Source organism: Vibrio sp. QJM3NY_35 (genome assembly GCF_057785915.1).
The window spans coordinates 702,055-727,409 of sequence record NZ_CM173508.1 but is presented as its reverse complement, the minus strand read 5'-3'; the positions used below and the strand labels follow the sequence as shown (position 1 = coordinate 727,409).

At 45.6% G+C, this 25,355-nt stretch carries 26 protein-coding genes; 20 read left to right on the top strand and 6 right to left on the bottom strand.

Translation table 11 applies throughout. The features are described from left to right. Positions 1-6: 6 nt before the first annotated feature. The 5 genes from hppD (at position 7) to AC3CH3_RS18680 (ending at position 4,792) form a co-directional block, all read left to right on the top strand. A complete protein-coding gene (gene hppD, locus AC3CH3_RS18700) occupies positions 7-1,080 on the top strand; it encodes a 4-hydroxyphenylpyruvate dioxygenase (RefSeq protein WP_102433010.1) in 1,074 nt (357 codons plus the stop codon). Continuing rightward, complete coding sequence (locus tag AC3CH3_RS18695; protein WP_488538961.1) at positions 1,073-2,248, top strand: homogentisate 1,2-dioxygenase; 1,176 nt, start codon at positions 1,073-1,075, stop codon at positions 2,246-2,248. The genes hppD and AC3CH3_RS18695 overlap by 8 nt, the downstream gene beginning before the upstream one ends. Positions 2,249-2,257: 9 nt before the next feature. Further along, positions 2,258-3,295 (top strand): fumarylacetoacetate hydrolase family protein, encoded by a 1,038-nt coding sequence (locus AC3CH3_RS18690; protein ID WP_488538960.1) that lies wholly within the window; start codon positions 2,258-2,260, stop codon positions 3,293-3,295. Between the two features lie 21 nt (positions 3,296-3,316). Next, positions 3,317-4,021 (top strand): maleylacetoacetate isomerase, encoded by a 705-nt coding sequence (gene maiA, locus AC3CH3_RS18685; RefSeq protein WP_488538959.1) that lies wholly within the window; start codon positions 3,317-3,319, stop codon positions 4,019-4,021. An 84-nt stretch (positions 4,022-4,105) separates the two neighbouring features. Then, positions 4,106-4,792 (top strand): SGNH/GDSL hydrolase family protein, encoded by a 687-nt coding sequence (locus AC3CH3_RS18680; RefSeq protein WP_016787475.1) that lies wholly within the window; start codon positions 4,106-4,108, stop codon positions 4,790-4,792. A gap of 265 nt (positions 4,793-5,057) precedes the next feature. Here the strand turns inward: AC3CH3_RS18680 and AC3CH3_RS18675 are convergent, their stop codons facing one another. From AC3CH3_RS18675 to AC3CH3_RS18665, 3 genes are read right to left on the bottom strand one after another with little or no spacing between them, the layout of a single operon-like run. After that, positions 5,058-5,369, bottom strand: a complete 312-nt coding sequence (locus AC3CH3_RS18675; RefSeq protein WP_016794880.1) for a DUF1330 domain-containing protein — start codon at positions 5,367-5,369, stop codon at positions 5,058-5,060. A gap of 12 nt (positions 5,370-5,381) precedes the next feature. Continuing rightward, positions 5,382-6,008 (bottom strand): putative quinol monooxygenase, encoded by a 627-nt coding sequence (locus AC3CH3_RS18670; protein ID WP_010432303.1) that lies wholly within the window; start codon positions 6,006-6,008, stop codon positions 5,382-5,384. A 51-nt stretch (positions 6,009-6,059) separates the two neighbouring features. Further along, positions 6,060-7,001, bottom strand: coding sequence for an NADP-dependent oxidoreductase (locus tag AC3CH3_RS18665; protein WP_488538958.1), 942 nt, complete (start codon positions 6,999-7,001; stop codon positions 6,060-6,062). Between the two features lie 117 nt (positions 7,002-7,118). Between AC3CH3_RS18665 and AC3CH3_RS18660 the strand changes: the two genes are divergently transcribed. Then, positions 7,119-8,036: a LysR substrate-binding domain-containing protein gene (locus tag AC3CH3_RS18660; protein ID WP_372015102.1), complete on the top strand. Its 918-nt coding sequence runs from the start codon at positions 7,119-7,121 to the stop codon at positions 8,034-8,036. A gap of 125 nt (positions 8,037-8,161) precedes the next feature. Here the strand turns inward: AC3CH3_RS18660 and AC3CH3_RS18655 are convergent, their stop codons facing one another. Continuing rightward, on the bottom strand, positions 8,162-9,046 hold the full coding sequence (locus AC3CH3_RS18655; protein WP_488538957.1) for a LysR family transcriptional regulator: 885 nt from the start codon (positions 9,044-9,046) through the stop codon (positions 8,162-8,164). 144 nt (positions 9,047-9,190) lie between these two features. On the opposite strand from AC3CH3_RS18655, the gene AC3CH3_RS18650 reads away from it, so the two are divergent. Both AC3CH3_RS18650 and AC3CH3_RS18645 read left to right on the top strand, forming a co-directional pair. Further along, positions 9,191-9,811, top strand: a complete 621-nt coding sequence (locus AC3CH3_RS18650) for a glutathione S-transferase family protein (RefSeq protein ID WP_010432311.1) — start codon at positions 9,191-9,193, stop codon at positions 9,809-9,811. A 315-nt stretch (positions 9,812-10,126) separates the two neighbouring features. After that, positions 10,127-11,821, top strand: a complete 1,695-nt coding sequence (locus AC3CH3_RS18645; RefSeq protein ID WP_488538956.1) for an FAD-binding oxidoreductase — start codon at positions 10,127-10,129, stop codon at positions 11,819-11,821. A 208-nt stretch (positions 11,822-12,029) separates the two neighbouring features. Here the strand turns inward: AC3CH3_RS18645 and AC3CH3_RS18640 are convergent, their stop codons facing one another. Beyond that, positions 12,030-14,066: an acetoacetate--CoA ligase gene (locus AC3CH3_RS18640; protein WP_016790513.1), complete on the bottom strand. Its 2,037-nt coding sequence runs from the start codon at positions 14,064-14,066 to the stop codon at positions 12,030-12,032. Positions 14,067-14,265: 199 nt separating this feature from the next. On the opposite strand from AC3CH3_RS18640, the gene phhA reads away from it, so the two are divergent. The 4 genes from phhA (at position 14,266) to AC3CH3_RS18620 (ending at position 16,694) form a co-directional block, all read left to right on the top strand. Next, positions 14,266-15,060, top strand: coding sequence for a phenylalanine 4-monooxygenase (gene phhA, locus AC3CH3_RS18635; protein ID WP_016787479.1), 795 nt, complete (start codon positions 14,266-14,268; stop codon positions 15,058-15,060). Next, entirely contained in the window at positions 15,050-15,388 is a 339-nt protein-coding gene (locus AC3CH3_RS18630) for a 4a-hydroxytetrahydrobiopterin dehydratase (protein ID WP_010432321.1), read from the top strand. Before phhA ends, AC3CH3_RS18630 begins: the two co-directional genes overlap by 11 nt. Before the next feature lie 283 nt (positions 15,389-15,671). Further along, positions 15,672-15,881 (top strand): DUF3283 family protein, encoded by a 210-nt coding sequence (locus tag AC3CH3_RS18625; protein ID WP_010432323.1) that lies wholly within the window; start codon positions 15,672-15,674, stop codon positions 15,879-15,881. 96 nt (positions 15,882-15,977) lie between these two features. Next, positions 15,978-16,694, top strand: coding sequence for a YebC/PmpR family DNA-binding transcriptional regulator (locus AC3CH3_RS18620; protein WP_371965217.1), 717 nt, complete (start codon positions 15,978-15,980; stop codon positions 16,692-16,694). A gap of 127 nt (positions 16,695-16,821) precedes the next feature. Here AC3CH3_RS18620 and AC3CH3_RS18615 read toward each other — a convergent pair whose 3' ends face one another. Continuing rightward, complete coding sequence (locus tag AC3CH3_RS18615; RefSeq protein WP_488538955.1) at positions 16,822-17,079, bottom strand: DUF2798 domain-containing protein; 258 nt, start codon at positions 17,077-17,079, stop codon at positions 16,822-16,824. A gap of 83 nt (positions 17,080-17,162) precedes the next feature. On the opposite strand from AC3CH3_RS18615, the gene AC3CH3_RS18610 reads away from it, so the two are divergent. From AC3CH3_RS18610 to AC3CH3_RS18575, 8 genes are all read left to right on the top strand, one after another. Beyond that, entirely contained in the window at positions 17,163-18,065 is a 903-nt protein-coding gene (locus AC3CH3_RS18610) for a LysR family transcriptional regulator (RefSeq protein ID WP_488538954.1), read from the top strand. Positions 18,066-18,077: 12 nt separating this feature from the next. Further along, positions 18,078-18,953 carry an NAD(P)-dependent oxidoreductase gene (locus AC3CH3_RS18605; protein WP_488538953.1) on the top strand — a complete coding sequence of 292 codons (876 nt, stop codon included), beginning with the start codon at positions 18,078-18,080 and terminating at the stop codon, positions 18,951-18,953. Between the two features lie 465 nt (positions 18,954-19,418). Continuing rightward, complete coding sequence (locus AC3CH3_RS18600; RefSeq protein ID WP_488538952.1) at positions 19,419-20,099, top strand: hypothetical protein; 681 nt, start codon at positions 19,419-19,421, stop codon at positions 20,097-20,099. A gap of 86 nt (positions 20,100-20,185) precedes the next feature. Continuing rightward, entirely contained in the window at positions 20,186-20,884 is a 699-nt protein-coding gene (locus tag AC3CH3_RS18595) for an ABC transporter ATP-binding protein (protein ID WP_488538951.1), read from the top strand. Beyond that, positions 20,872-22,170, top strand: coding sequence for an ABC transporter permease (locus tag AC3CH3_RS18590; RefSeq protein ID WP_488538950.1), 1,299 nt, complete (start codon positions 20,872-20,874; stop codon positions 22,168-22,170). The genes AC3CH3_RS18595 and AC3CH3_RS18590 overlap by 13 nt, the downstream gene beginning before the upstream one ends. Then, a complete protein-coding gene (locus AC3CH3_RS18585; RefSeq protein WP_488526174.1) occupies positions 22,163-22,963 on the top strand; it encodes an outer membrane lipoprotein-sorting protein in 801 nt (266 codons plus the stop codon). The genes AC3CH3_RS18590 and AC3CH3_RS18585 overlap by 8 nt, the downstream gene beginning before the upstream one ends. 8 nt (positions 22,964-22,971) lie before the next feature. After that, complete coding sequence (locus AC3CH3_RS18580; protein WP_488538949.1) at positions 22,972-24,264, top strand: hypothetical protein; 1,293 nt, start codon at positions 22,972-22,974, stop codon at positions 24,262-24,264. Beyond that, the gene (locus tag AC3CH3_RS18575; protein WP_473578889.1) at positions 24,264-25,322 is read left to right on the top strand and encodes a sensor histidine kinase; all 1,059 of its coding nucleotides are present in this window, start codon (positions 24,264-24,266) and stop codon (positions 25,320-25,322) included. The genes AC3CH3_RS18580 and AC3CH3_RS18575 overlap by 1 nt, the downstream gene beginning before the upstream one ends. Positions 25,323-25,355 lie beyond the last annotated feature (33 nt).

Sequence of the window (25,355 nt, the reverse complement as noted above, 5' to 3'; positions counted from 1 at the left end):
AAGTTCATGGTGGATACATACAACCCGCTTGGCACGGATGGGTTCGAGTTTGTTGAATACACGGCCGTTGACCACAAGGGAATTGAGCAACTTAAAGCGCTGTTTGTGTCACTTGGTTTTGCTGAGATCGCCAAGCACCGCTCAAAAGAGGCTTGGCTGTATCGACAAGGTGACATCAACTTTATCGTCAATGAACAGCCACACAGCCAAGCTGAAGCGTTTGCTAAGGTACATGGGCCATCGGTCTGCGGCATGGCTTTTCGTGTGAACGAAGCAACGACGGCCATGGAGCAAGCGTTCAAGGGCGGTGGTGAAGAGTACAAAACAGAAATAGGGCCGATGGAGCTGAGCATTCCTGCCATTTACGGTATCGGTGAAAGTTTGCTTTATTTCGTAGACCGTTACGGCAAGCAGAGCATCTATGATGTTGATTTCCGATTCTATGATGATGCGGAAGAGCGTATGGCGAAAGCTGATGTAGGCCTTTACGAGATCGATCACCTCACGCACAACGTGAAACAAGGCAACATGGACCTGTGGTCTGGTTTTTATGAGCGTATCGGCAACTTCCGTGAGATTAGATACTTCGATATTGAGGGTAAGCTAACAGGCCTTGTGAGCCGCGCCATGACCTCACCATGTGGCAAAATCCGTATCCCTATCAATGAGTCTTCAGACGATAAATCACAAATTGAAGAGTTTATTCGCGAATACAACGGTGAAGGTATTCAACACATCGCACTTGCTACAGATGACATCTACAAAACAGTGAAAACCCTGCGTGATCGCGGCATGGACTTTATGCCAACCCCAGACACTTACTACGAGAAAGTTGATGAGCGCGTTAAAGGCCATGGGGAAGACACCGATCTGTTGCGTGACCTGCGCGTTCTGATTGATGGTGCGCCGACCAAAGACGGCATCTTGCTGCAAATTTTCACGCAGACAGTAATCGGGCCTGTGTTCTTTGAAATCATCCAGCGTAAAGGCAACGAAGGCTTTGGCGAAGGCAACTTCAAGGCGCTGTTTGAATCGATTGAAGAGGACCAGATTCGTCGAGGAGTATTAGACGATGCATAAATGGATCTCATTTCCTCATCGGGAGGGGGTATGCTCGAAACAAGCGCATGCCGACTTCCCTGAAGAGGCAATCTATGAGCGAGAGGCGGGCCGAAGTGGTTTCTTCGGCCCTGCCGCTCACTTTCATCACCAACATGCGCCAACAGGTTGGTCGGAGTGGGAGGGCGATTTACGTCCTCGCGCTTTTGATTTTACGCTGGTGGAGAAAGCTAGCCAGATAACCCCTTGGGCGGTGCCTCATCTTTTGCACAACGCAGACTGCAAAATCCGCGTATGGCGCATGGATGAGAAGATGGATTTCTTGGTGCGTAACTCTGACGGTGATGAGCTGCTGTTCATTCATCAAGGCAGCGCCGATCTCTATTGTGACTATGGTCATCTAGAGGTGAGTGAAGGGGATTACGTGATGATCCCGCGCTCAACCAACTGGCGCTTGGAGCCAAGCGAGCCGATGTTCATCTTGATGATTGAGAACACCGACGCGGCTTACTCCTTGCCAGAGAAGGGCATGGTCGGCAATCATGCGGTGTTTGATCCGGCGGTTCTTGAAATCCCGTCGATCAACGATCAATTCCGCGCTCAATATTCAGAAAACCAAACCCAAGTTCAGGTGAAGCGCCACGACAAAGTCAGTGTGATCACTTATCCGTTCAATCCATTGGATGCAATTGGCTGGCATGGTGATTTGGCCGTGGTGAAGGTGAATTGGCGCGATATCAGACCGCTGATGTCACATCGCTACCACTTGCCACCGTCTGCACACACTACCTTTGTTGGCGCAGGCTTTGTGGTGTGCACTTTTGTACCACGCCCGATTGAGAGCGATCCAGGTGCGCTGAAAGTACCGTTCTACCACAACAATGATGATTACGATGAAGTGCTTTTCTATCACGCTGGTGACTTCTTCAGTCGCGACAATATCGAAGCGGGCATGGTGACTTTCCACCCTGCGGGCTTTACTCATGGACCTCACCCGAAAGCCTTTAAGGCTGGGCAAGCGTATAAGAAAAAGTTCACCGATGAAGTGGCTGTGATGATTGATACCCGCCATGCATTGCAGTTCTCTGACGAGCTCGATAGCGTTGAGAACAAAGAATATGTCTACAGTTGGCAAGACTCTGGTTCGCAAGATACGGGCCAGCAAGAAATGGCTGACGATAAGAAATAAGGGACAAGGATGAAATTAGCAACCAAGAAAAATGGTACTCGCGATGGTCTGTTGATGGTCGTGAGCAAAGATCTCAAACAGTGTGTACCTGCCACTGAAATCTTCCATGCAATGCACCTTGCACCCACCATGCAGGTAGCCTTGGATAACTGGGACAGCGTTGCTCCTCAGTTAGAAGAGTTATACACCTCGCTCAATAACGGGCATGTGACGGGAAGTGAAGTGTTTGCCACTCAATATTGTGAATCGCCTCTGCCACGCGCTTATCAATGGGCAGATGGCAGCGCGTATGTAAACCACGTCGAGCTGGTGCGTAAGGCTCGTGGTGCTGAAATGCCAGAAAGCTTCTGGGTTGACCCACTCATGTATCAAGGTGGCTCAGATGCCTTTATTGGTCCACGTGACAATATTGAATTTGCCAGTGACGAATGGGGTATCGATTTTGAGGGCGAAGTCGCGGTTGTCACCGGAGATGTGCCAATGGGAGCCAGTGCCAAGCAAGCGCATGATTCGATTCGTCTGCTGATGCTAGTGAATGATGTATCGCTGCGTGGTTTGATTCCGGCCGAACTCGCCAAAGGTTTTGGTTTCTTCCAGTCTAAGCCCTCTTCAGCGTTCTCTCCGGTTGCCGTTACGCCTGATGAGCTGGGTGAACAGTGGAAAGGGAGCAAGGTACATCTGCCACTGACTTCAACCTACAACGACACGCCTTTTGGTTGCCCGAATGCAGGCGTGGACATGACCTTCAATTTCGCGGAGCTGATTGTCCATGCTGCGAAGACTCGTCCACTGTCGGCTGGTGCAATCATTGGCTCTGGCACGGTATCGAACAAACAAGGCACTGACCACGGCACCTCAATTGCCGAGGGCGGAGTGGGTTATTCATGCATAGCTGAAGTTCGCATGATAGAGACGATTCGCGATGGTAAGCCTTCGACTCAATTCATGTCGTTTGGCGATTCGATCAAGCTTGAGATGTTTGATGCGGCGGGTGATTCCATTTTTGGTGCGATAGACCAAAAAGTGAGTCAGTATCGGGCGCTATAGTCCACATAATAGGATTTCTGTATGAGCGAGAGCATCGTGAACAAGAAAATTGTACTTTACGGTTACTGGCGCTCTTCGGCAGCCTATCGAGTGCGTATTGGCTTGAACCTAAAGCAACTTAGCTATGAGTCGAAATCGGTGCATTTGGTGCGTAATGGCGGCGAGCAGCATGACCCACAATATCGCGAGCTCAACGCCAATGAATTAGTGCCTGTGCTGGTGGATGGTGAAGTTCAGCTCAATCAGTCGCTGGTAATTCTTCAATATCTCGATGAACACTATTTGTGTGAGAGCAGCCCTGACTCCTCGCTCATTCCAGAGCAAACACCACTGCGTTATCAAGCGTTGGCAATGGCTCAGGATATCGCGATGGAAATTCATCCTTTGAATAACCTGCGTGTGCTGCAGTATTTGGAGCGGGAATTGTCGTGCGAGCAAGAGGCAAAAATGGACTGGCTTCATTATTGGATGAGCCAAGGTTTCTGTGCTTTAGAAGAGAAGCTTTCTAAGCATCGTCAAACACACGGTGATTCGGTGTATAGCATCACCGATTCACCATGCATTGTCGATATCTGCTTGGTGCCACAGGTGTATAACGCGCTGCGCTTTGGCGTTGATATGTCACCGTATCCATTGATTAACTCGATTGTCGAAGCGTGTAACCAGTTACCCGCTTTTATTGAGGCGATACCAGAGAACCAAGCGGATGCGAATGTACTTACGTAAACGTATAGCAACACTTTACGGCTAATTTCGACTGCAATACGATAGACCACAAACATCTAAGGTGTGTCTGACGTAGTGCTAACAATGTTTATTTTATTTGTAATACAATTAAATATCTTTAAATCAACGAATAAAATGGCTATGAAATCAGTTCTATGTTTTGGCGATTCCAACACTTGGGGATGTTCCCCAGACTTACCGCGTAGATATAACCGTGCAGAGCGCTGGACGATGTTACTTCAATCAAAACTCCCTAATTATGTCGTGATTGAAGAGGGTTTAAACAGCAGAACAACCGTTTTAGATGACCCTTATGAAGCAGGAAAAAAAGGGCTAGATTACCTTTTACCGTGCATAGAAAGCCATCACCCCGATCTTGTTATACTGATGCTTGGAACCAATGACCTCAAATCTCGTTTCAATTTGACTGCCAGTGATATATCTAAAGGGGCTGCAAGACTCGTTCAACTGATACAAAACTATCAACACGGTTTTATGACTAAGCCTGCTGAAGTCTTGCTAGTGTCACCTACTCATGTCCTTGAAGTGAATCCATTAAAAGAGGGTTTTACGAACGCTGAAGCTAAATCAAAGCAGCTAGGACACTATTTTAAACTTCGCTCCCAAGAACTGGGTTGTCATTTCTTTGATGCTGCAACCGAAATCCAACCTTGCCCAAAAGAAGGTATACATTGGCAAGCATCTCAGCATGAAAAGTTTGCTGAGATACTAGCAAAGCGAATCCCCACCATCTTGGAAACCGCTGTTTAGTTATAGCTGCAGGCTTTTCCGAGGTTAGAAAGCCTTATGTTGGTATTTCTAGTCATCCTTTTGCTTTGATATTTTTCGTCCTGGCAAACTATGGTGAGGGTTAGATTGAACGCCGCGGGACAAAAGCTTGTTAAGAAGCCAATAAAACTAAGGTGATGCGAATAATCTCTGCTTCTACAAAGTATTCGAATCACCTAAAAGTAACGATCAACTTTACTCATCCGCTACGCCTTCCACTACCTGTACTTAAATAAGATTCTTGGTATTAAGACGGAACAACCAATTTGTCTACAATGTAGCAATCTATATTGGTAGTGGCAGCAAGGCGTATGAGTTTTGCGTCACGATATTCAATGTCATTATCCCATGCTAATGCAGCTTCTCTACTTGGGAACTGAATGATTATTTTCATTTGTAAACATTGCCCCGACAGTGTTTGACCTTCACTTGTTGCGACCAAAATCTCACCACCATGCTTTGCAACCGTGTTAGCAGTGACATGATTTAACCCAGGGTTGTATTGCGCATAAAGTTCTTCATCCGCAATATCATAATTAACTACATAATAAGCCGTCATTATTATCTCCAATCAACCCGCTATTTGAGTGACAAAGTTCATGTACTGGTTCATATCACCTACCACGGCTTTCTCCATTAATGCCCCAGTCACTTTCGAATAAGGTTGATTAAAGTGGATATCCCAAACATCCGATTCTTTTCTCCAGTGTTCATACACGGCTAACGTGTCGTCATTGCCATTAATGGTAAACAAATCAAACAACAAATTACCTGCCTCGGTGCGAGTGTGTTGAATATGCTCCTCGAACTGGGCGATTAGCGCTTCACGATGTTCCATTTTTAGTTTGAAAATGAAGAAAATATTAAATTTCTCATCCTCTTTATCTGCTTGCTTTAAGGCCACAGGCGCAGGGGTTGTTTCACTAAGGTTCAAAACCATCGCAGGCTCAACCAAAGCAGTTTCTGTCAGTTTGATGAGTTTTTGAGTGTGTGCCTGCTGTAAGTGTGAATCCAAAGCCTCCTGATTAACCCAACGGTCGTAGGCAAAAAATAGATTCGAATCTTGGTTATCAACATAGATTCGCATCTCCACATTGCCAGTTTCTTGGCTACTCGCCAGTTGGTGCTCCAATAGCTGTTGTTGAAATTCGTCTTCGTATTCTGGCTTTACTGTGAACTTTACAATTTGGTTAATCATTACTCTACACCTTGCTAGATTTTTAATTTTAACTTCAATGACTTATGGGAACTAAACCGTTACGATAACTTTACCTACGGTTCGGCCAGTTTCGACAGCAGTGTGCGCCAGAGCTAAATCTTTAAACTCGAAAATTTGAGATACGTGTGGTTTGATCGAGTTGTTGGCGAGCATTTCAGAAATTTTTGAAGCGTCTTCACCGTTAGATTGAACAAGAAGCGGAGTAATCTTTAAATTTGATTCAAACGCAGTTTTTTGCATGTTATCTGAAGGCTCTCGAATAGTAATTGAAACGAGTTGACCACCAGAACGCAGCACTTGTAGCGACTTTTCAGCGTTTTCTGGACTCACCGTGTCGAACGCTAAATCAATATCATGAAGTACTTTTTCAAAGTCTTGCTCACGGTAATCGATGTGCTCATCTGCACCAAGTGACATCACAAAATCCTTATTTCGAACCGAACTTGTCGAATAAACATAAGCGCCCATCTGTTTGGCTATTTGAACGGCAAAGTGGCCCACGCCGCCAGATCCCGCATGAATTAGAACTTTATCACGTTGGTTTACCCGACCGTTCAATGCCTGATAGGCTGTCATGGCAGCAAGTGTGGTTGCTGCTGCATCGATAAAATTAACGCCCTCAGGTATTAATGCGATATGTGATTCTGGAGATGCAACATACTCCGCATACGCTTTACCATTTCCTGGAAAATTCACTATACCAAAGACGTTATCACCCACTTTGAAATTGGTGACGTTTGCACCAGCTTCAATCACTGTGCCTGCAATGTCCCACCCCAAAATGATAGGACGCTCTTCGCCATACAAATCAAGTAACGCTTCTTCTGCATACTTCACTTTGGTATCCGCAGGATTAATGCTGATGGCTCGAGTTTCTACTAGTACTTCATTGGCTCTAATTGTTGGCTTTTCTACGTCGTGCAACTGTAGGTTTTCAATGCCGCCTGCTTGATGAGTAATAATTGCTTTCATTGGTTTGTCTCCGTTGGTGAATTCGTAAATGATTATATATATGCCACTATTTGGTATCATCTAGCAGATTAAGGAAAGACTATCCTTAAATTCGGGATTAATAGAGAGGCGGATGAAGTGAACTTTGATCTAAAAACCTTAGCGTTATTCTTACGAGTTGTAGAAATAGGAAAAATTGGACGTGCTGGCGAAGACTTTGGGCTTTCAACGACTAATGCCAGCCAAAGAGTCCAACAATTAGAAGCGGAGCTGGGCGTAAAACTGTTCCATCGCTCAACAAGAACCATCACATTGACTCATGATGGTGAAATGTTTCTACCTCATGCCAGACGCATTGTTGACGATGTTGAAGAGGTGGCAAATGTCTTCAAAGGTAGCGAAAGCAATGTTCAAGGGCGATTAAAAGTGGCTGTATCAGCTTCATATGGTCGACATTACATTGTTCCCTTTATCCCTGAGTTACTCGAGCTGTATCCTAATCTTGAATTGGAAATTGACTTTAACGATAAAACCGAGGATTTAATTGAGCATGGCTACGACTTAGCCTTCCGTATTGGTAACTTGTCTTCAAGTAACCTGTTAGCGAGGCGACTGGCTGACAATCCAATTATGCTAGTTGCTTCACCAGACTATATTGAAAAATATGGTGCGCCTGAAAGCCCAGAAGATTTACTCAAGCATCGATGTTTGCCCTTGGGTCATGCTGTCGATTGGGCGTTTATGAGTGCTGACGGGAAAGTACACAAGGTATCTGTAGCAAATCCGATCTCCTTAAACTTAGGGGATGCGGTCAGTGATCTTGTTGAGTCTGGTATGGGGATTGGTATGGCCTCTTACTGGCATGCAGGGCCTTCGTTAAAATCTGGTCGAGTGATTCAAATCCTTCCGGATTATAAGCTTGTGAACGACACAAAAATTTGGGCGGTACGGCCACCTGGCAGAGTTTTACCCGTTAGAGTTAAAGTATTCTTAGACTTTATTGAGAAAAAAATCGTAGATACCAATAAAGTGAGATACGAGGATTTACTGATGTAGTTTGGCTCTTACCTAGAGCACACTAAGACTATTTCTGAGACTCATTAGAATGTAAATGAGCCGGTCAGAATTCGCCCAGAACTAGATATAAGCGAGGCACCTAAATTCCTAATACTGGTTAGCGCTTAGTCGTTAAACCAAGCAACAAGATGATCGATTAAAGCTCTGATTCTTGCGGTTAAATGTCGGTTCTCGGGATATACGGCGTATAACCCCATTGGCTCTACTTCCATCTCTTCGAAAAGCAACGTTAGCTCACCTGATTTGACATGGTTTTCGACGGCGTAATACGGCCCAATTCCGATACCTAAACCACCACGCGACATATTGGTAATTGCCCTTGGTGAGTCTGCATTGAAAGTCCCAGACACTGGGCAAGAGACGATTTGGCCATTGAGGTTAAAATGCCAGTTTTTCGAATCAGTAGAGCTACGAAAAAGCAGGCAGTTATGATCGACAAGTTCTTCAGGATGAGTAGGTAAGCCATTGAGACTTAGATAGTCTGGGGAAGCAAAAAATACCACTCGCATATCTTTCAGCTTTCGTGCCATTAAATTTGAATCTTGCAGCTTACCAAATCTTATTGCAATATCGACGCCCTCTTCCACGACCGCAATATGGTTGTCTGACAGGCGAAGATCGACTTTTACTTCGGGATGCTGCTTTTGGTAGCTTAGCAGTGGTTCTATCAACTCTTTGCTTCCAAAGCTTGTGGATGCTGTTAACCGGATAGTCCCTGAAAGTTCTTTTTGACGGTCTTGTACCAAGTCTTCGAGCTCATCAAACTGCTCTAGTATCGGTTGACAACGCTTATAGTAAGCTCGTCCCGTTTCGGTTAATGTCACGCTGCGTGTAGTTCGATAAAAAAGTTGAGCATCCAATCTCGCTTCAAGTTGACGAACATACTTACTTGCTAGCTTCGTACTCAGGTCTGATTGCTTTGCTCCTTGAGTAAAGGATTTTTGACGTGCCACATTAACAAAAACCCGCATCGCTTCAATAGTGTCCATAAACTCCCTTTCTCTGCTGACCTCAGAATTATAATTATCTACAAAATGTACATTATCATTGTATATATGGGTAGATTATAACCTATTAAACACCTTATATACTCCTAGCATACACAATCAAACCAGTCCGTTTAGGAGGCTACAATGTCACATGGTATTCGAATCTACAGTTTTCCATTATCAGGCCATGCACACCGTGTGGAACTTTTTGTAAGCATTGCCAATATTAAACACGAAATTGTTTATGTTGATCTTCCATCAGGAGAGCACAAAAAAGAACCGTTCCTAACATTAAACCCTTTGGGACAGGTACCGGTCATTGAAGACAATGACATTGTCATCAGCGATTCAAATGCCATCCTCGTTTACTTGGCGCGCCGATATGCTCCAGACTTTCTTCCTTCGGATCCTATGCTAGAAGCTGAAGTGCAAAAGTTCTTAACACTGGCCGCTGGTGAAATAGCTTTTGGTCCAGCGGCTGCCCGTCTAATTACTGTTTTTGACGCGCCATTCGATGCTCAGTTTTGTCAAATTGTTGCTGAAAAGGCACTTACCAAACTCGATACTTTATTGGCTAACAAAGACTTCTTGGTTGGTGGTCGACCAACCATTGCGGATATTGCCGTCTACTCATATGTGGCTCATGCACCCGAAGGTAACGTGTCGCTAGACAAGTACCCGAATGTACTCCGTCTGCTAAGCAACATTGAGAATCTTGATGGCTTCAAAGCGATGCCTCGCACAGCTGTAGGGCTCTATGCCTAACACGGCTATTTCGTGTGAGAAGCGTTACGAGGCACGCTCATAAATAGACGATTACACGATCTGAAAAGTGACATCTCTCCCTTTTATAAGGGAGAGCTAATATGCTGGTACGAGTAGGGACGTGATAGCTCATCGTTCATTTCTATCGACAGGCTGTTTGCCCGCACATGCTGGACAGCACCGTCAGTTTTTTAATTAATCACCATCCATGACTAGCACGGATTCAGCTATAAACATGGCTTTTTTCGGTAGAAAGCCTCGATGGTTTTAAAGCTCTGAAGCAAGCAAATTAACAACGAAAAAATAAGGGATACTATGTCTTTTTTATCTTATCATCCGGGGGAATTAGCAGCCCAAGACAAAGCGGGAACAAGAGGCGCAGCCGCTGAACTCGCTGCCGGTAAGCGCAGTGCCCTTAGCTTTTCTTCTAGTCATGATGCATTTTTGGCAGCTCAATCATTTGCCGCTTTAGCAAGTGTTGATATAAAGAGTCAGTCTGTGTGGGTAACCCCTTTGTTCGGCAAAGCTGGTGATTTAACGGCTACCTCAGAACACGAAATTTCAATCTCCGCAAGTTGCATCCCAAACTCTGAAATACTTAAATTTATTGAGCCTGGCACGCCTCTTTCATTATTAGGAATTGATTTAAATAGAAGAATAAGACATCGCATTAGCGGCACTTCGCTAACTTCAATGAATCAAGAGAGCCGTGGATTGAATTTACAAGTTGAGGAATATAGCCCCAACTGCCCTAAATACATTAATCGCAGACAAATCATCCATGCATCAAATGAAGCGTCTGCCTTAAACAAAGATGCAAAGGCAGTAATCCGCACTCAGTTAACTCCTGATGATCAAGCGTTTGTTCGGACAATCGATACTTTGTGGATCGGCAGTTACGCACCTAATGTCGGTGCTGATTGCAATCATAGAGGCGGGCAACCAGGTTTTATACGAGTAATATCACCATCTATCATAGAGTGGCCTGAGTATCGTGGTAATGGCATGTTTTTTACCTCGGGTAATTTGGAATCTTGTGATAGAGCTGGAGTTACTTTAGTAAATTTTGAATCAGGTAGCATGATTCAAATGACAGGCCGAGCAACTGTAGATTGGGCACACGATGGGAGTTATGAAGGTGCTTCAAGGAAAATAGTCTTTCACATAACAAGTCTTATCCGAACAGACAATGTTACCAGCCATCGTTGGCAACGCTTAGATTACTCTCCTTATAACCCTGTGGTAGTGGGTGCAGAAATCTTAGATTCTGAAACTGAATATCCGCAAGTGGCAACGTTGGCGAAAATTGTGGACGAAAGCGAGCATGTTAAGACTTTCCGCTTTGTGATACCGCGTCGTATTGCTTTTCTGCCTGGTCAATATGCTACTTTTGAATTTTCCAATATTCCCGATGGTGAACCGCTTGAGGTACGTACTTGGACTCTATCGGAAACACCTAACAGTATTAATGGCGACAATACATTAGATATTACGGTGAAGCGTGTCCCAAATGGGTTGCTAACGAACTGGTTACACGACCATGCGGAGCTCGGCATGCAAGTTAAATTGCTGGGTGTTCAAGGCGAAATGACTGCAATTCGATTGGACATAGAAACGCAAAAACCGGTCGTTCCTAAACATTTGCTGTTACTGAGTGCTGGCATTGGTATTACGCCTAATCTGGCGATGGTTCGTGGTATCGGCGCATTTTCATTACAAGACCAAACCAATATTACTATGATCCACATAGAAAGAGATGAAAAGCACCTCATTAGCCAATCAGAATTATTACGCCGAGCAATGAATTACCCTAGTTTCAATTACATAAATATCATTAGTAGTCGTCAGGGGCGGTTGACAGAAGATGCACTGGAAAAGGTGGTGCCGAATGCGGCTAGCCAGCAAGCCTATATATGTGGGCCGACTCAATTTATGAGGGATATGACTGAGTACCTAGTTTCAATAGGCGTCCCAGCAGCACAAATTTATACTGAAAGTTTTGAGTTTTGAGTTTTGAGTTTTGAGTTTAGCTGTTCGAGGTTTGAGGCACAGATGGTTGGACAACCGATTGGAACAGCTCAAACCTTGATTGATAATGACAGGCTCGTGCTGATTAGCCCACTTAGATAAATCGAATACGAAGATCAAAAAAACTCCGCGGCGTTAAGTTCCACGGAGGACTTTTTATTTCTAAATCATGTTCTTCTAGGTCTCAGCGCTACAGCGAAACAGCACGCTTTATCTCTTCTAGAACCTCGGCGTTAGCGATTGCTCCGAGGTTTTCTACATCTTTGCCATTCACGACCTGCTTCACTGCCAACTCCACCAATTTACCAGAGCGTGTTTTTGGCACGTCGCTGATCGCAAAAATCTGGCTTGGTACATGCCTCGGTGAGCAAGAGGATTTGAGTTTACTTTTGATGGCTGTCAGTAAGTTATCATCTAAGCTCACACCTTGCTGCAGTTGAACGAACAGCCATATTTGCTCATTGCGGTCGATGTCTTTGCCGACTGCTATCGAATCAACAATGCCCTCAATGGTATTCACTTGCTGGTAGATCTCGGCAGTACCAATTCGCACGCCACCAGGGTTGAGAGTGGTGTCGCCTCGCCCGTAGAACAGGTAGCCACCATGCATGCTCTGTGCGACTTCATCACCGTGATGCCACACATTATCAAACCTGTCCCAGTAAGTGCTGTGGTAGCGCCCCCCTGTGTCATTCCAAAAACCAACAGGGAAGTTGGGTAGGGAGTTTGTACACACGAGTTCGCCACGTTCGTGATTGACCTTGTCACCAGAAGAGTTGAACACCTTGATATCGATTCCAAGCCCTGCCTGTTGGCACTCACCGCGATACACAGGCGAGATCGGGTTACCCAATACAAAGCAGCCACAAATATCCGTGCCGCCAGAAATTGAGGCTAAATGCAGGTCTTGTTTGATGTGTTTGTAAACGTAATCAAACTGCTCTGGGTAAAGCACTGATCCCGTCGAGCACAGTGTTCTCAAATGAGGAAGCGAGTGACTGTCTATTGGCGAGAGTTCGGCTTTCTCAATCGCCTCTAAATACTTGGCTGAGGTGCCAAACAACGATACATTCGCGCGCTGTGCCAAGTCCCAAAGTACATTGGTTTGCGGATAAACCGGGTTACCATCAAAGATCACCAAACAAGCCCCGCTGGCGAGCGCAGAGACGTGCCAGTTCCACATCATCCAACCACAAGTGGTGTAGTAGAACATGCGATCGTGTGGCTTAACATCGCAGTGAAGTTGATGCTCTTTTAGGTGATTGATGGTGGTGCCACCGACAGAATGCACAATACACTTGGGTTTGCCCGTTGTGCCAGAAGAGTAGAGTACAAACAGTGGTTCATTAAAGTTCACACGAGTAAATCGAAGAGGCTTTGGTTGATAGTGACTAATGATGTTTATCCAACTTTGGATTGACACACCATGTTTAACTTTGTTCTTCTCCAAATTGCTCTTCTCTAAATCATCACTTGGCTTTAAATAACCGATCTGACACACCTGCTTTAGCTCGGTTAAGTGTTCGATGATTTCATGGTTCTTGTCCGTCATATCGAACGTTTTGCCATTGAAGGTGTAGCCATCACAGGTGAATAGCACCTTAGGTTTCACTTGGCCAAATCGTTCAATCACACTCTCTATGCCAAAGTCGGGAGAGGTCGATGTCCAAATCGCCCCTAAGCTGGTGGTCGCCAACATCGCTATCACGGTTTGCGGTAGATAAGGCGTATAAGCAGCAACCACATCACCTTGTTGAACTCCGTTATCAACAAGCCATTGTTGAACGCTAGAGACGCCTTCACTTAGAGTTTGCCATGTATAACTCTGTTGTTCGCCACGCTCATTCTCAAACCAAATAGCACGTTCATCCGGTATCTCATGCGCCAAGCGCAGCAAATTTTCGGCGTAGTTTACTTGCGCATTCGGAAACCAAACTGCATCGCGATTCGATTTAGGCTGCAGCCAGCGGCTCTCGCCTTGAGTTTTGATGAGCTCTCTTTGTGCGTTATCAATACTGTTCTGCGAGCCCACCATTCCACAAAACTGCCAAACGTTCTGCCAAAACGACTCGGGATGTTCCACGGACCATTGATGGAAATCCGTGTAGTTTTGTAATTCCCGTCCGAGTACGCCCTGCTGAGCAAGGCTATCCATGAATTGGGTTAAGTTGGCGTCTGCGATGCGCTGCTCGCTAGGTTGCCAAACTGGCTTATTGCTTTCGTGCATTCCTTTACCTTTAACAAAAAGTTAACGTTTTCAGTCTGGTATTTAGGTTTTACAAAGTCAAAAGATCAGCAAAATAAGGGGCTGTCGGAATTGTGTAAATAAAATGTTACACGATCGCCTATTTCGAAAAGTCGCGCAAATTGGCGGATATAACGAGTGGAGATAGGCTTAAAGTGAGACATTCGAAAGGAGGTGTGTAATGACTCAATATCATTCTAAGCCCGTGAGCCAAGAGGGATGGGTTGAGTGGAGCCTCGAAGAAGACGCTATTTGGCACGACTTGGTAAAAAGGCAACTGGACGTCATTAATGACTGTGCATGCGATGCTTATTTGCATGGCTTGACCCTGCTGGATCTGCCATTAGACAGAGTTCCCCAGCTTCCAGAAATAAATAAAGTTCTAATTAAAACAACAGGTTGGCAGGTTCAGCCTGTGCCTGCGTTGATCGATTTCGACCGTTTCTTTGATTTGCTCGCCAATAAGAAATTCCCAGTCGCGACATTTCTGAGAACGCGAGACGAGTTCGATTACTTACAAGAGCCCGATTTCTTCCATGAAATTTTCGGACACTGTGCCATGCTCACCAATATCGATTTTGCGACATTCACTGAGCATTACGGAAAACTAGGCCAAGCAGCAACACCTAAACAGCGCGCCTATCTTGCCCGTTTGTATTGGTTTACGGTCGAGTTCGGTTTAGTAAAAGAAGGCGATAGGCTGAAAATCTATGGCGGCGGCATTCTTTCGTCTCCGGCGGAAACCATGTATGCGCTGGGAGCGGATTTGGCCGTTCGTGAGCGGTTTGATCTGCAAACCGTATTAAGAACACCTTATCGTATCGATATTATACAACCGAAATATTATGTGATTGATAAGCTGTCTGAACTCTTCAAAATCAGCCAGGAAAACCTATTGCAGCAAGCTGATCTAGCGATAGATGAGGGATTATTACCACCACTTTTTGAACCTAAGGAACCAACACATGTTGAATGAACAAAAATGCGAAGCCTGCAGTATCGACGCGATTGCCCTAAGTAAAGACGAACAAAAGTCTTTACTGTTGGAGTTGTCTGATTGGCAGATCATCGAAAGAGACGGTACCCCACAGCTTGAGAAGGTGTTCAAGTTTAAGAACTACAAACAAGCATGGGCATTCAGCAATAAAGTGTCGGAGTTGGCAGAAGAAGAATTCCATCACCCTTCGATCTTATTGGAGTGGGGCAAAGTCACTGTTACTTGGTGGAGCCACTCAATCAAAGGCCTGCACAAGAATGATTTCATCTGCGCCTCACGCTGTGATGTGCTTGCTGTGAGTGAATAGTATTTTGGGTTAGGGGTTACTCTTGCAACCTTATGTGGTGTTATTACCTCATTATTCGGCTCATAAGGTGAGCTGAATAATCACCTTAATCAACTCATGGTATGAGTTGAATAAGCGATACTTTCGTATCATAGGGTGTAACTTCTCCCAAACTAGCTTGACCTGCATCAGTGACTTGCCGCTTTCTCGTCCTACAACCCCCACTATTGTTCATAGTATTGGTTTTATGAGGCTGCTCTATGATATATTTCTCGGCCAAGTGTATTACAGACGAAGGCTAATAATGTCTATCAACCTTTCACTCCTTCCACCCAGCGAGAAAAATAAAATCGAACTGGATAAGCAGGCATCGTTTCTTGTATGGAAACTGAAGCAAGCGAAATGTGGCCCTGAAGCCATTGTTGAAGAAGCAATGAAGCTAGGTGATCCAGAAGAAAAGGCTTGGTTTGAACAGTCTGTAGAAAAATACAAACGGGTAATGGGTGTCGCATAAACGCAGACAAACCTTACCCAGCAAAGCTGTAGAATTGAAATGACACAGTAATTTGCTAGAATTTGCTCCGTTAACTGAATCAGAGAGAAGATCCCGATGGGAAGAAGTTTTGAAGTGCGCAAGGCCTCAATGGCGAAAACTGCAGGCGCAAAAATTAAAGTTTATTCTAAATACGGTAAAGAGATTTACGTACTGGCTAAGAACGGTAGCTCTGACCCAGACATGAACCTACCTCTTAAGCACCTGATTGCTAAAGCGAAAAAAGACCAAGTACCAGCTCACGTTATCGAAAAAGCGATCGACAAAGCTAACGGCGGCGGCGGTGAAGACTTCCAACCAGCTCGTTACGAAGGTTTTGGCCCAGGTGGCACAAGCGTAATCGTTGACTGTCTAACTGACAACGGCAACCGTACTTTCCAAGACGTTCGCCAATGTTTCGTTAAAACTGGCGCGAAAATCGGTGTTGAAGGTACTGTTTCTCACATGTTCGCTCACCAAGCTGTATTCCAGTTTGCTGGTGAAGATGACGAGATCATCCTAGAAACGCTAATGATGGAAGACGTAGACGTGACTGACGTTGAGCTAGAAGACGGTGTTATCACTGTATTCGCCCCAACGACTGAGTTCTTCAAAACGAAGACTGCACTAAACACTGCGTTCCCAGAGCTAACTCTAGACGTTGAGGAAATCACTTTCGTTCCTCAAACGACTACGCCAGTTGCTGAAGAAGATTCTGAGAAGTTCCAGAAGTTCTTAGACATGCTTGACGACTGTGATGACGTTCAGCAGGTTTACCACAACGCTGAGCTGTAATCTTTACAGTAACAACAGTTATTAAAAAACCGAGCCTAGTGCTCGGTTTTTTTTATGTCGGTAATAATGATTGTTTTCGTTGATCATCGTTCCGCTGGTTCTATAAATAACTATGGAATTCATGGCGTTATTCATCGCATAAACTCACTTCGGTTATCGTTTTTGATCTCGGGCGACATAGCCACTCGGCGAGCTTTCTGACTTGTGGTAACAAGGTTAGGCTCAGTGTGAGTGCACACGGGCAAGCAATCAAAAAGCTGTTTAACCAAATTGGTGGCCATGCTTGACTGAAACCCATCTTATAACCCGATATGATCCCCGACATCATGAAAGCCATGACAAGTGAAGACAGTATCGCGGTAACCCAGTGCAGTTTGTTTTTCATCCGATCTCCTTAGTGATTTTATTATTGGAATGCATTAAGGTTACTCTTATCCATAAATGAGAAAAATAGGCACATATAGAAGTATGAATTCCATATTTGGAAACATTGATGATCTATTCCTGTTTTGCACTGTGGTGGAAGAGGGGTCGTTGTTGTCGGCATCGAAGCGACTGCAGTTGCCTGTGTCGACCATGTCGCGCCGATTAACCGCTTTGGAAGAGCGCCTGAGCATTCGCCTTTTAGAGAAGAAGGGTAGAGAGCTGGTGGCTACTAAAGATGGTGAGGCGGCCTTTGCAGCGCTGAGTAGCAGCATGGAGTCACTGCATCAAGGGTTTAGTAGCTTGCTTGAAGAGCGCGATGCCATTCAAGGCAAGATAAAGCTTGCGGTGCCTCATAACTTCTATAGCGGTTTTCTTCGCCCGACGGTCGAGCAATTCCTTGCTGAGTACCCAAAAGTACAGCTCAATCTCATTTTGAGCCAACAGCAAGTGGTGCCTGAAACCGATCGTGATTTGTTGATCACGTTTCAAATTTCCGACATGGACGGCATGATTGCGCGGCCATTGTTTAAGGCCAAGCACGGATTTTTTGCGAGCCAAGCCTATCTGGATTCTCGCGAAGAGATTAAAAAGCCGGACGATTTAGAGCTTCAAGACTGGATTAACGTCGATGATGTGTTTGATATGCCGCTCTACAAATCTGACCGCTTAGAGCAGATGATCACGATAAAACCCAAGTTCATCGTTAACGATATTCATGCAGTGGCGGCCGCTGCGCAAAAGGGATTGGGCATCGCGTCATTGCCTTTTCGTCACGTATCCTCTGAGATGAATTTGATTCAAGTGCTCCCTGAGTATCATCGGGGTGATCGCCAAGCGTATTTAGTGTACAAAGAAAGAAAATATCAGCCAAAGGCTTTGACCCTGCTTATTGATGCATTGATTGAGAGTGTTCGATCTTTTCATAGCGATGGTTTGGTCAAATAAAAGGAGAAAGAAATGAAAGTAAGTTTTATCGGGCTAGGCGTTATGGGGTTCCCAATGGCAGGCCACCTAGTCAAAGCCGGTTTTGAAGTAACGGTATTTAACCGCACTCACAGCAAAGCGCTAGACTGGGCTGATAAACACCAAGGTAAAGCCGCTGAGAGCGTGGCTGAGTGTGTAGCCGAAGCTGATGTAGTATTGGTCTGTGTTGGTAACGATGACGACGTACGCAGCATGACGACCAGCGAAACAGGCGCGCTGGCTGCAATGAAGCCAAACGCGATTCTTGTCGACCACACCACAACGTCTGCAATCCTGTCTGAAGAGCTTGAAGTAGCTGCGAAGCAATCAGGTGTTCGCTTTATGGATGCACCAGTATCTGGAGGCCAAGCGGGCGCAGAAAATGGCGTGCTAACCATCATGTGTGGCGGCGAACAAGCGCTATTCAATGACCTTCAACCTGTGTTCAAAGCTTACGGTAAGTCGTCAGTTCTTATGGGTAAAGTCGGCCAAGGCCAACGCGCAAAGATGGTCAATCAGATCTGCATTGCAGGAGTATTGAACGGCTTATCTGAAGGCTTAGTACTTGCTGAAAAATCAGGTTTGGATATCCAAACGCTAGTTGATTGCCTTAAAAACGGCGCAGCAGGTTCATGGCAGATGGAAAACCGCGCCACCACAATGGCGCAAGATAAGTTCGATTTCGGCTTTGCCATTGATTGGATGATTAAAGACTTAGGTTTCTGCTTAGATGAAGCAGAGCGCCAAGGCATCCAGCTTCCACTGACTGAAAAGACCAACAACGCATACAAGGCATTGTCTGCCGAAGGACAAGGCCGCATGGATACATCAGTATTGATGAAAGCTGTGGTTGAAGAGACAAAGAAGTAGTCGCATCGAAGAAGCAGTAAAAGCTTCGTTTGAAAATTAAAAATAGCCGCTGATTAGCGGCTATTTTTGTTTGGTTAGAGCTCTGTCGAATGCGTTAATCCAAAATAAATCCCCTCCTAGCCTCCCCTTGATTCATATGTAGATCCCTTGCTGATCGTTGAAAGGGGAGGAATAGAACATCGATCGTTAAAAGTGTCGATGTATGTTCAGTGCTAAAGAAAGTTCTCCCCCTCTGCTAAAGATCTAGAGATATTGATGAACCCAGATTGAGGGGGAGTTAGAGGGGGGAGGTAACTATGGCTAATTATGCGAATAGTGTTCGTCTAGTTCCTATGAGGTTGAGACCCCACTCACACCTCCTCTCAACCATTCACTCCTCATTATTACCATTCGTCGCATTGATAAAACGGCGTGACAGTTTGTGGTTAACCTTTCAACGTCAACATTTGAAAGGGATTAGAAATCATGACTACTTCACACTCATTTAATTTAGGCTCTACCACTTCTCTGCTTAAGCGTTCATTACTGATTGCGCTTGTTTCGTTTGCACCGTCGTTAGCTTTGGCGAACCCAAGTTCAGACGTGCTTGATATCTACAATCAAGCCGCGCAAGGCAATGAAGACTTGGTTGAGGTGGCTTACGAACACCTTAATGACACGCTGCAACAAGACGGTGCGACACCACTGACTTTGGTTTACCTAGGTAGCACAGAAACCCTGATGGGGCGTGATGCGTTCTTGCCTTGGAATAAGATGAAGTATGTGGAGAAAGGCTTATCAACCATTGATAAATCACTGGTGCTGCTGAAAGACGAAGACCAACCAATTCATGAGCAACCTCGTGTTCAAGGGCTGCCAGATTCTTACCTAACTCGCGCAATGGCTGCGGTGACTTACACCTCGCTACCAGACATGTTTAACCATTTTGATCGTGGTTATGACCTGTTCCTCTCGTTACTCGCGGAAGATGATTTCCAACAACAGCATTTCGCTGCGACCTCGTGGATTTACCGCTATGCCATTACTGCATCTATTCGTGCTGAGGACTTCGAGCAAGCACAGGTGTGGCTTGAAAAAATGGAAAACACCGATGCTGGCAACATCGAGACAATGACGGCTAAAGCCCTAATAGCGAAAGCCAAATAACAGCTGCGAATGCTAAATAGCGGTTTACTAAAACTCATTAACAACTGCGAACGCTTAAGAATGATGGGTCAGCGGAGGACAAAGGAATGATTGAATTTAAAGATATCGGCAAAGCATATGTCACGGGCGGTCAACGTGTTGATGCATTAAACGGGTTCGACGGACACATCCAGCGCGGTGAAATGGTGGCCTTGTGTGGCCCGTCAGGCTCAGGGAAAAGCACACTTTTGAATATTTTGGGTTTGTTGGATATGGACTACCGAGGTGAGATAAATATTGATGGCCAGCCGTATCCGACAGAGCAAATCGCCGCTGCACGCTTTCGTCGTCAATCGTTGGGTTTTGTATTTCAGCGCTTCAATCTGGTTCCTGTGATGACGGCACTTGAAAACGTCGCTTATCCATTGATGTTGAACCAATACTCAAAACAAGTACAGCAAACCAGAGCGCAAGACATGTTAGAGCGTGTTGGGCTAGGCGAATATGTACATCATCGCCCAGACAATCTTTCAGGCGGCCAGCAGCAACGTGTCGCAATAGCCAGAGCGCTAATCCACAACCCAAGCTTAGTGATTGCCGATGAGCCGACCGCCAGCTTAGACAGCCACACTGCTAACCTAGTGATCGACATTATGAAAGAGCTTGGCCACGAAATGGGCACCACCTTTATAGTCGCAACCCACGACCCAAGAATGGCGCAGCATTGTGACCGAGTGATCGAACTTATCGACGGTCAACTGGCGCCACAATCCGCAACAACGGAGGCGATCTCATGGGCAAGTTAACACAAAGAATGAGCACGTTTTTACTTCCAATTTCGGTGCGTTTGGCGTGGCTTAATTTATTAAGAAACGGTCGTCGTAGTTTGCTGTCGGTATTGATTATCGCGATTGCGGTATTTGCGCTGACCAGTGCTGGTGGTTATGGGCTTTACACCTATGAGTCACTGAGAGAATCGACTGCGCGTGATACTGGCCACCTTACTTTGAGCACACCGGGTTATTTTGAACAAGATGAAGACATGCCGCTGAGCAATGGTCTGGACAACGTGCAAGCGCTAACCAAGAGCATTATTGGCGATAGTGATGTGCGTGGTGTGCAGCCGCGAGTCTATTTTAGTGGCTTGGTTTCTAATGGCAGTAAGTCGACCATTTTTATGGGAACGGGCGTCAATGAGCGCGAGTTCGACATGAAAGGTCCTTTCCTTGATGTACGCAGCGGTCAGACTCTCTCTGATGTGAAATCACCAAGATACGACAGCCAAGAACCACAAGTGATGCTGGGAACCGACCTTGCTCGTAACCTCAAAGTTGCGGTTGGTGATTGGGTAACGCTGCTCGCGACTACCAGTGATGGCGCTTTGAATGCCTTTGATTTTAAGGTGCAGGGCATTTACTCGACAGGGGTTCCTGAGCTGGATAAGCGTCAGTTATATGTTCATATCACTGCCGCTCAAGAGCTTTTGGCCTCAGATAAAGTCAGCACCTTGTCGGTGTTCCTATTTGAAACAAGCAAAACCTCGACCGTTCAACAGCGCATCCAAACTGCTTTAGAGCGAAATAGCGCTAGCCAAAACGATCAAGGCTCAGAGATCGAGATTACCCCATGGCAAGATCGCGCGTTTTTCTACACCAAGGTTAAAGATCTTTACGACCGGATCTTCGGCATCATGGGCGCTGTGATGGCATTGGTGGTGTTCGTGTCGCTGTTTAACACCATGACCATGTCGGTGACAGAGCGCACTCGTGAAATTGGCACCTTGTCGGCACTCGGCAGTTACCCCTCTGAAATCGTAGCGGGCTTCTTAAAAGAGGCGGGTTTGCTGGCACTGATTGGTAGCGTTATTGGAGCACTAGTGAGTGGTTTGGTGTCGTTGCTACTGTTGGTGGTTGATATACAAATGCCGCCACCTCCCGGCAGAACCGAAGGTTACCAACTCAACATTTACTTCTCATTGGAATTGGTTGGTTACGCCACCTTAGGTGTGCTGACAATATGTTTAATCGCTGCTTATTTCTCTGCTCGTAAAGGCGTGAACAAGCCAATCACGGAGGCGCTGGCTTATGTGTAAATTAACTCGTTCAATTAAAACGTTGGGCTCTGTTTTGGCTTTGGCCTCGGTTTTAGCACTAACTGTAACATCGACGCCAAGCTGGGCTGTCGAGTCACAACAAGTCACTGAGATGATCGCCAAAGCGGATAGCTACCGCTTGAACAGTGCACAAGCCTCTAAGGTGGTTTCTCTGGTAGCGCTATACCAAGACGAACAACTGGATAAAACCCGTGAATACAATGTCTACACAAGGCCAAATCGAGAGTCATTGGTCGTCTTTAAATCAGCTGTTGAGGCAGGTCAAAAGATGCTGATGATTGAAGATAACTATTGGTTACTGATGCCAAAATCGCGCCGACCAATTCGTATAACACCGATGCAAAAGTTATTGGGTGAAGCCTCGGTGGGCGATATCTCGACACTCACTTGGAGTGAAGATTACCAAGGTGAGTGGGTTGCCGATCAACTGGTTGAGATGCCGACTGGCGAGACAATTGATACCCATCACCTAAAGCTGGCGGCGAAAACCAAGGGTGCCAGCTATCAATCGATTGATCTGTGGTTAACGACAGACCGATCGTTTCCAGTTAAAGCGGATTTGTACCTGCGTTCAGGAAAGTTAGCGAAGCAAGCGTGGTTTACTGAAGGTGTGCGAGATGGCTTGCCAAGTGTGGTATCGATGACCTTGCTCGATAAGATTCAGCCGAGTAAGAAAACCGTGATTGAGTATCGTGAAGTAATAGAACAAAGCTTGGAAGACAAATACTACAACCCTGCTTATTTGTCGCGTAACAGTGTATCTGGATTGTAGGTGATCGTATGAGAGCGCCCAATCGCCGATTCCACATAAAGTCTTCAATCACTACTTTGCTTGCTTTGTCTTGTGTGAGTAACACGATTCAAGCAGACGATCTGAGCTTGGCCTGGGATTGGCAACTGAGCGCTGAGTCGGTTGAATCGCGAGAGTCGCCATTCAGTCCTTTAGCATCAGATAATCGCCAGTCACTTAATGGTTTGCTGGATCTAGAGGTTGGATATGGCAATTGGCTTGGTCTGTTCGCAGTGAAAGCCAATGATATTGTGAGCAACAACCCTCAAGAACAAGACGCGACCTTTGAGTCTGAATTCATTGTACGAGAGTTGTTTTGGCAAGGTGGTGTTGAACTGTCTAATTCTGCTTTCGGGGATCACTACCTTGATGTCACGCTCGGTAAGGTTCGTCTCGATTGGGGCGTGGGTTATGGCTACCGTCCTTTAGACATCATCAAGCCGTATCGACAAAACCCAGTAGGTATTGTCGCAGAGGAGGGCGCGGGAGTCGCTTCGGCGTCACTGTTCGATATGACGGGCGAATGGACACTGCTTTATAGTGATTCGTCATGGACTTCCCAAGACGTAAATGAATTCGAAAAGCAGAATCAGCAACAAGGGCTTGGGATACGTCGTTACAACTTAGTGGGCGATCACGAAGTTCAATGGGTCGCTTATTACGATGATGTGCGACATGGCTTATTTGGAGCGAGTTTGGTTTCGGTATTAAACCTCGCGTGGGAGTTTCATGGTTCGATGGTTTATCAGCGACAAAGCCTTGGCTACAGCCAGCCTGATTCCATACTTAAACCTGTTTACTTAGAAGAACAGGGCGAGGCCTATCAAGCGTTAGCCGGATTAACATGGGCCAATGACACTGGCCACAATGTGGTGTTGGAATATTGGTTTGATAGCCGAGCTTGGAGTAACTCTGAATGGCAAAGCGCGATAGAAAATGCCGAGTCTTTGTCGGTTAATCCAATGACAGCATCATTGGCTGGTTCTTACGCTCAGGGCTATCAACACGCCAATTTGGTTCAACACAACATCATGTTTCACTGGTCTTTGGATTCGACACATGGCTGGCTTGAAGATATCACGCCGACATTCGACGTCATGTTATCTCCACAAGACGGCGGCTTTATTGCTACGCAGTGGCTCAACTATCAGGCTTTAGATAATGGCGACTCATCGTTGGATTTGGAACTTGCTGCACGCTTTCTAGGCGGTAAAAGTGATTCTGCTTACGCCAACTTACCCGATAGTCATATGATTCTTATAAATATCAAAGGACGATTTTAATGAGTACTTCTTCTAAAAGTGAATTTTCGTGGCCAAAGAGTTTCACTCTGACCACCATTTTCTGCGCTTTGATTGCTGTGACCACGCAAACCATATGGGGAGGCGATTTCATCCTCAACCTCGCGATCAGCTTTGGTTTTGGTTTGAGTGCGGTCGGCTCTTCTTTCATTTTGGTTAAGTTGTTCAAAACCGAATCTCGTGTGTTTGAAGTGGGTATCTCGATGTTGGTGGCGATGACGGTTGGTACGTTAAACGCACATTATTGGTTAAATGGTTTCTTTGGTGACAATTTCTCTGGGCTGAAATCGGTGATGTTGTTGGGTGTCATTTTCTGCTCGGTTTGTTACTACTATTTTTATACGAGAGGCGAACAACTCAGAGCCGAAAATGAGTTGGAGATTGCTAAACGCCGTCAAGCTGACCAAGAGAAAATCGTGGTGATGAGTCAGCTAAAGCAACTTCAAAGCCAAATTGAACCTCATTTTTTGTTCAACACTCTCGCCACCATAAGCGTGCTAATTGAGACTGATGGCGCTAAAGCCAAGCTGATGTTAGAAAAGCTGACGGATTTACTGCGCGTGACATTAAAAAATAGTCGTGCCGATCAATCTACGGTTTCTCAAGAAGTCGATTTGATTGATGCTTACCTTAATATTCAGAAAATTCGATTGGCAGAACGATTGGAGTTTTCGATTGAAACGCATGGCATCAGCGACTTGCAGGTGATTCCGCCATTCTTGATTCAACCTTTGGTCGAGAATGCACTCACGCACGGTATCGAACCTAAAGCCGCGGGTGGCCAAGTGAATATCCGCATAGCTCAACAGGCGCAGCAGCTAAAAATTGAAGTTGCAGACAATGGCGCTGGGCTGAACTCCCCTTCTATTAGTGCGGGCCATGGTGTGGGGCTTAGCAATATTCGTCAGCGAATCGAAACCCTTTACGGTGAGAAAGCTAGCTTGATGATCACTGAGCAAGCTGAGGGTGGGGTGGTATCGACAATCTTATTACCGCTCATTAGCGAAACTAGATCTGAGAACGATGAGCCGAACCTCTAAGATCAGTGATTACAAACAGACGATTTACAGTGT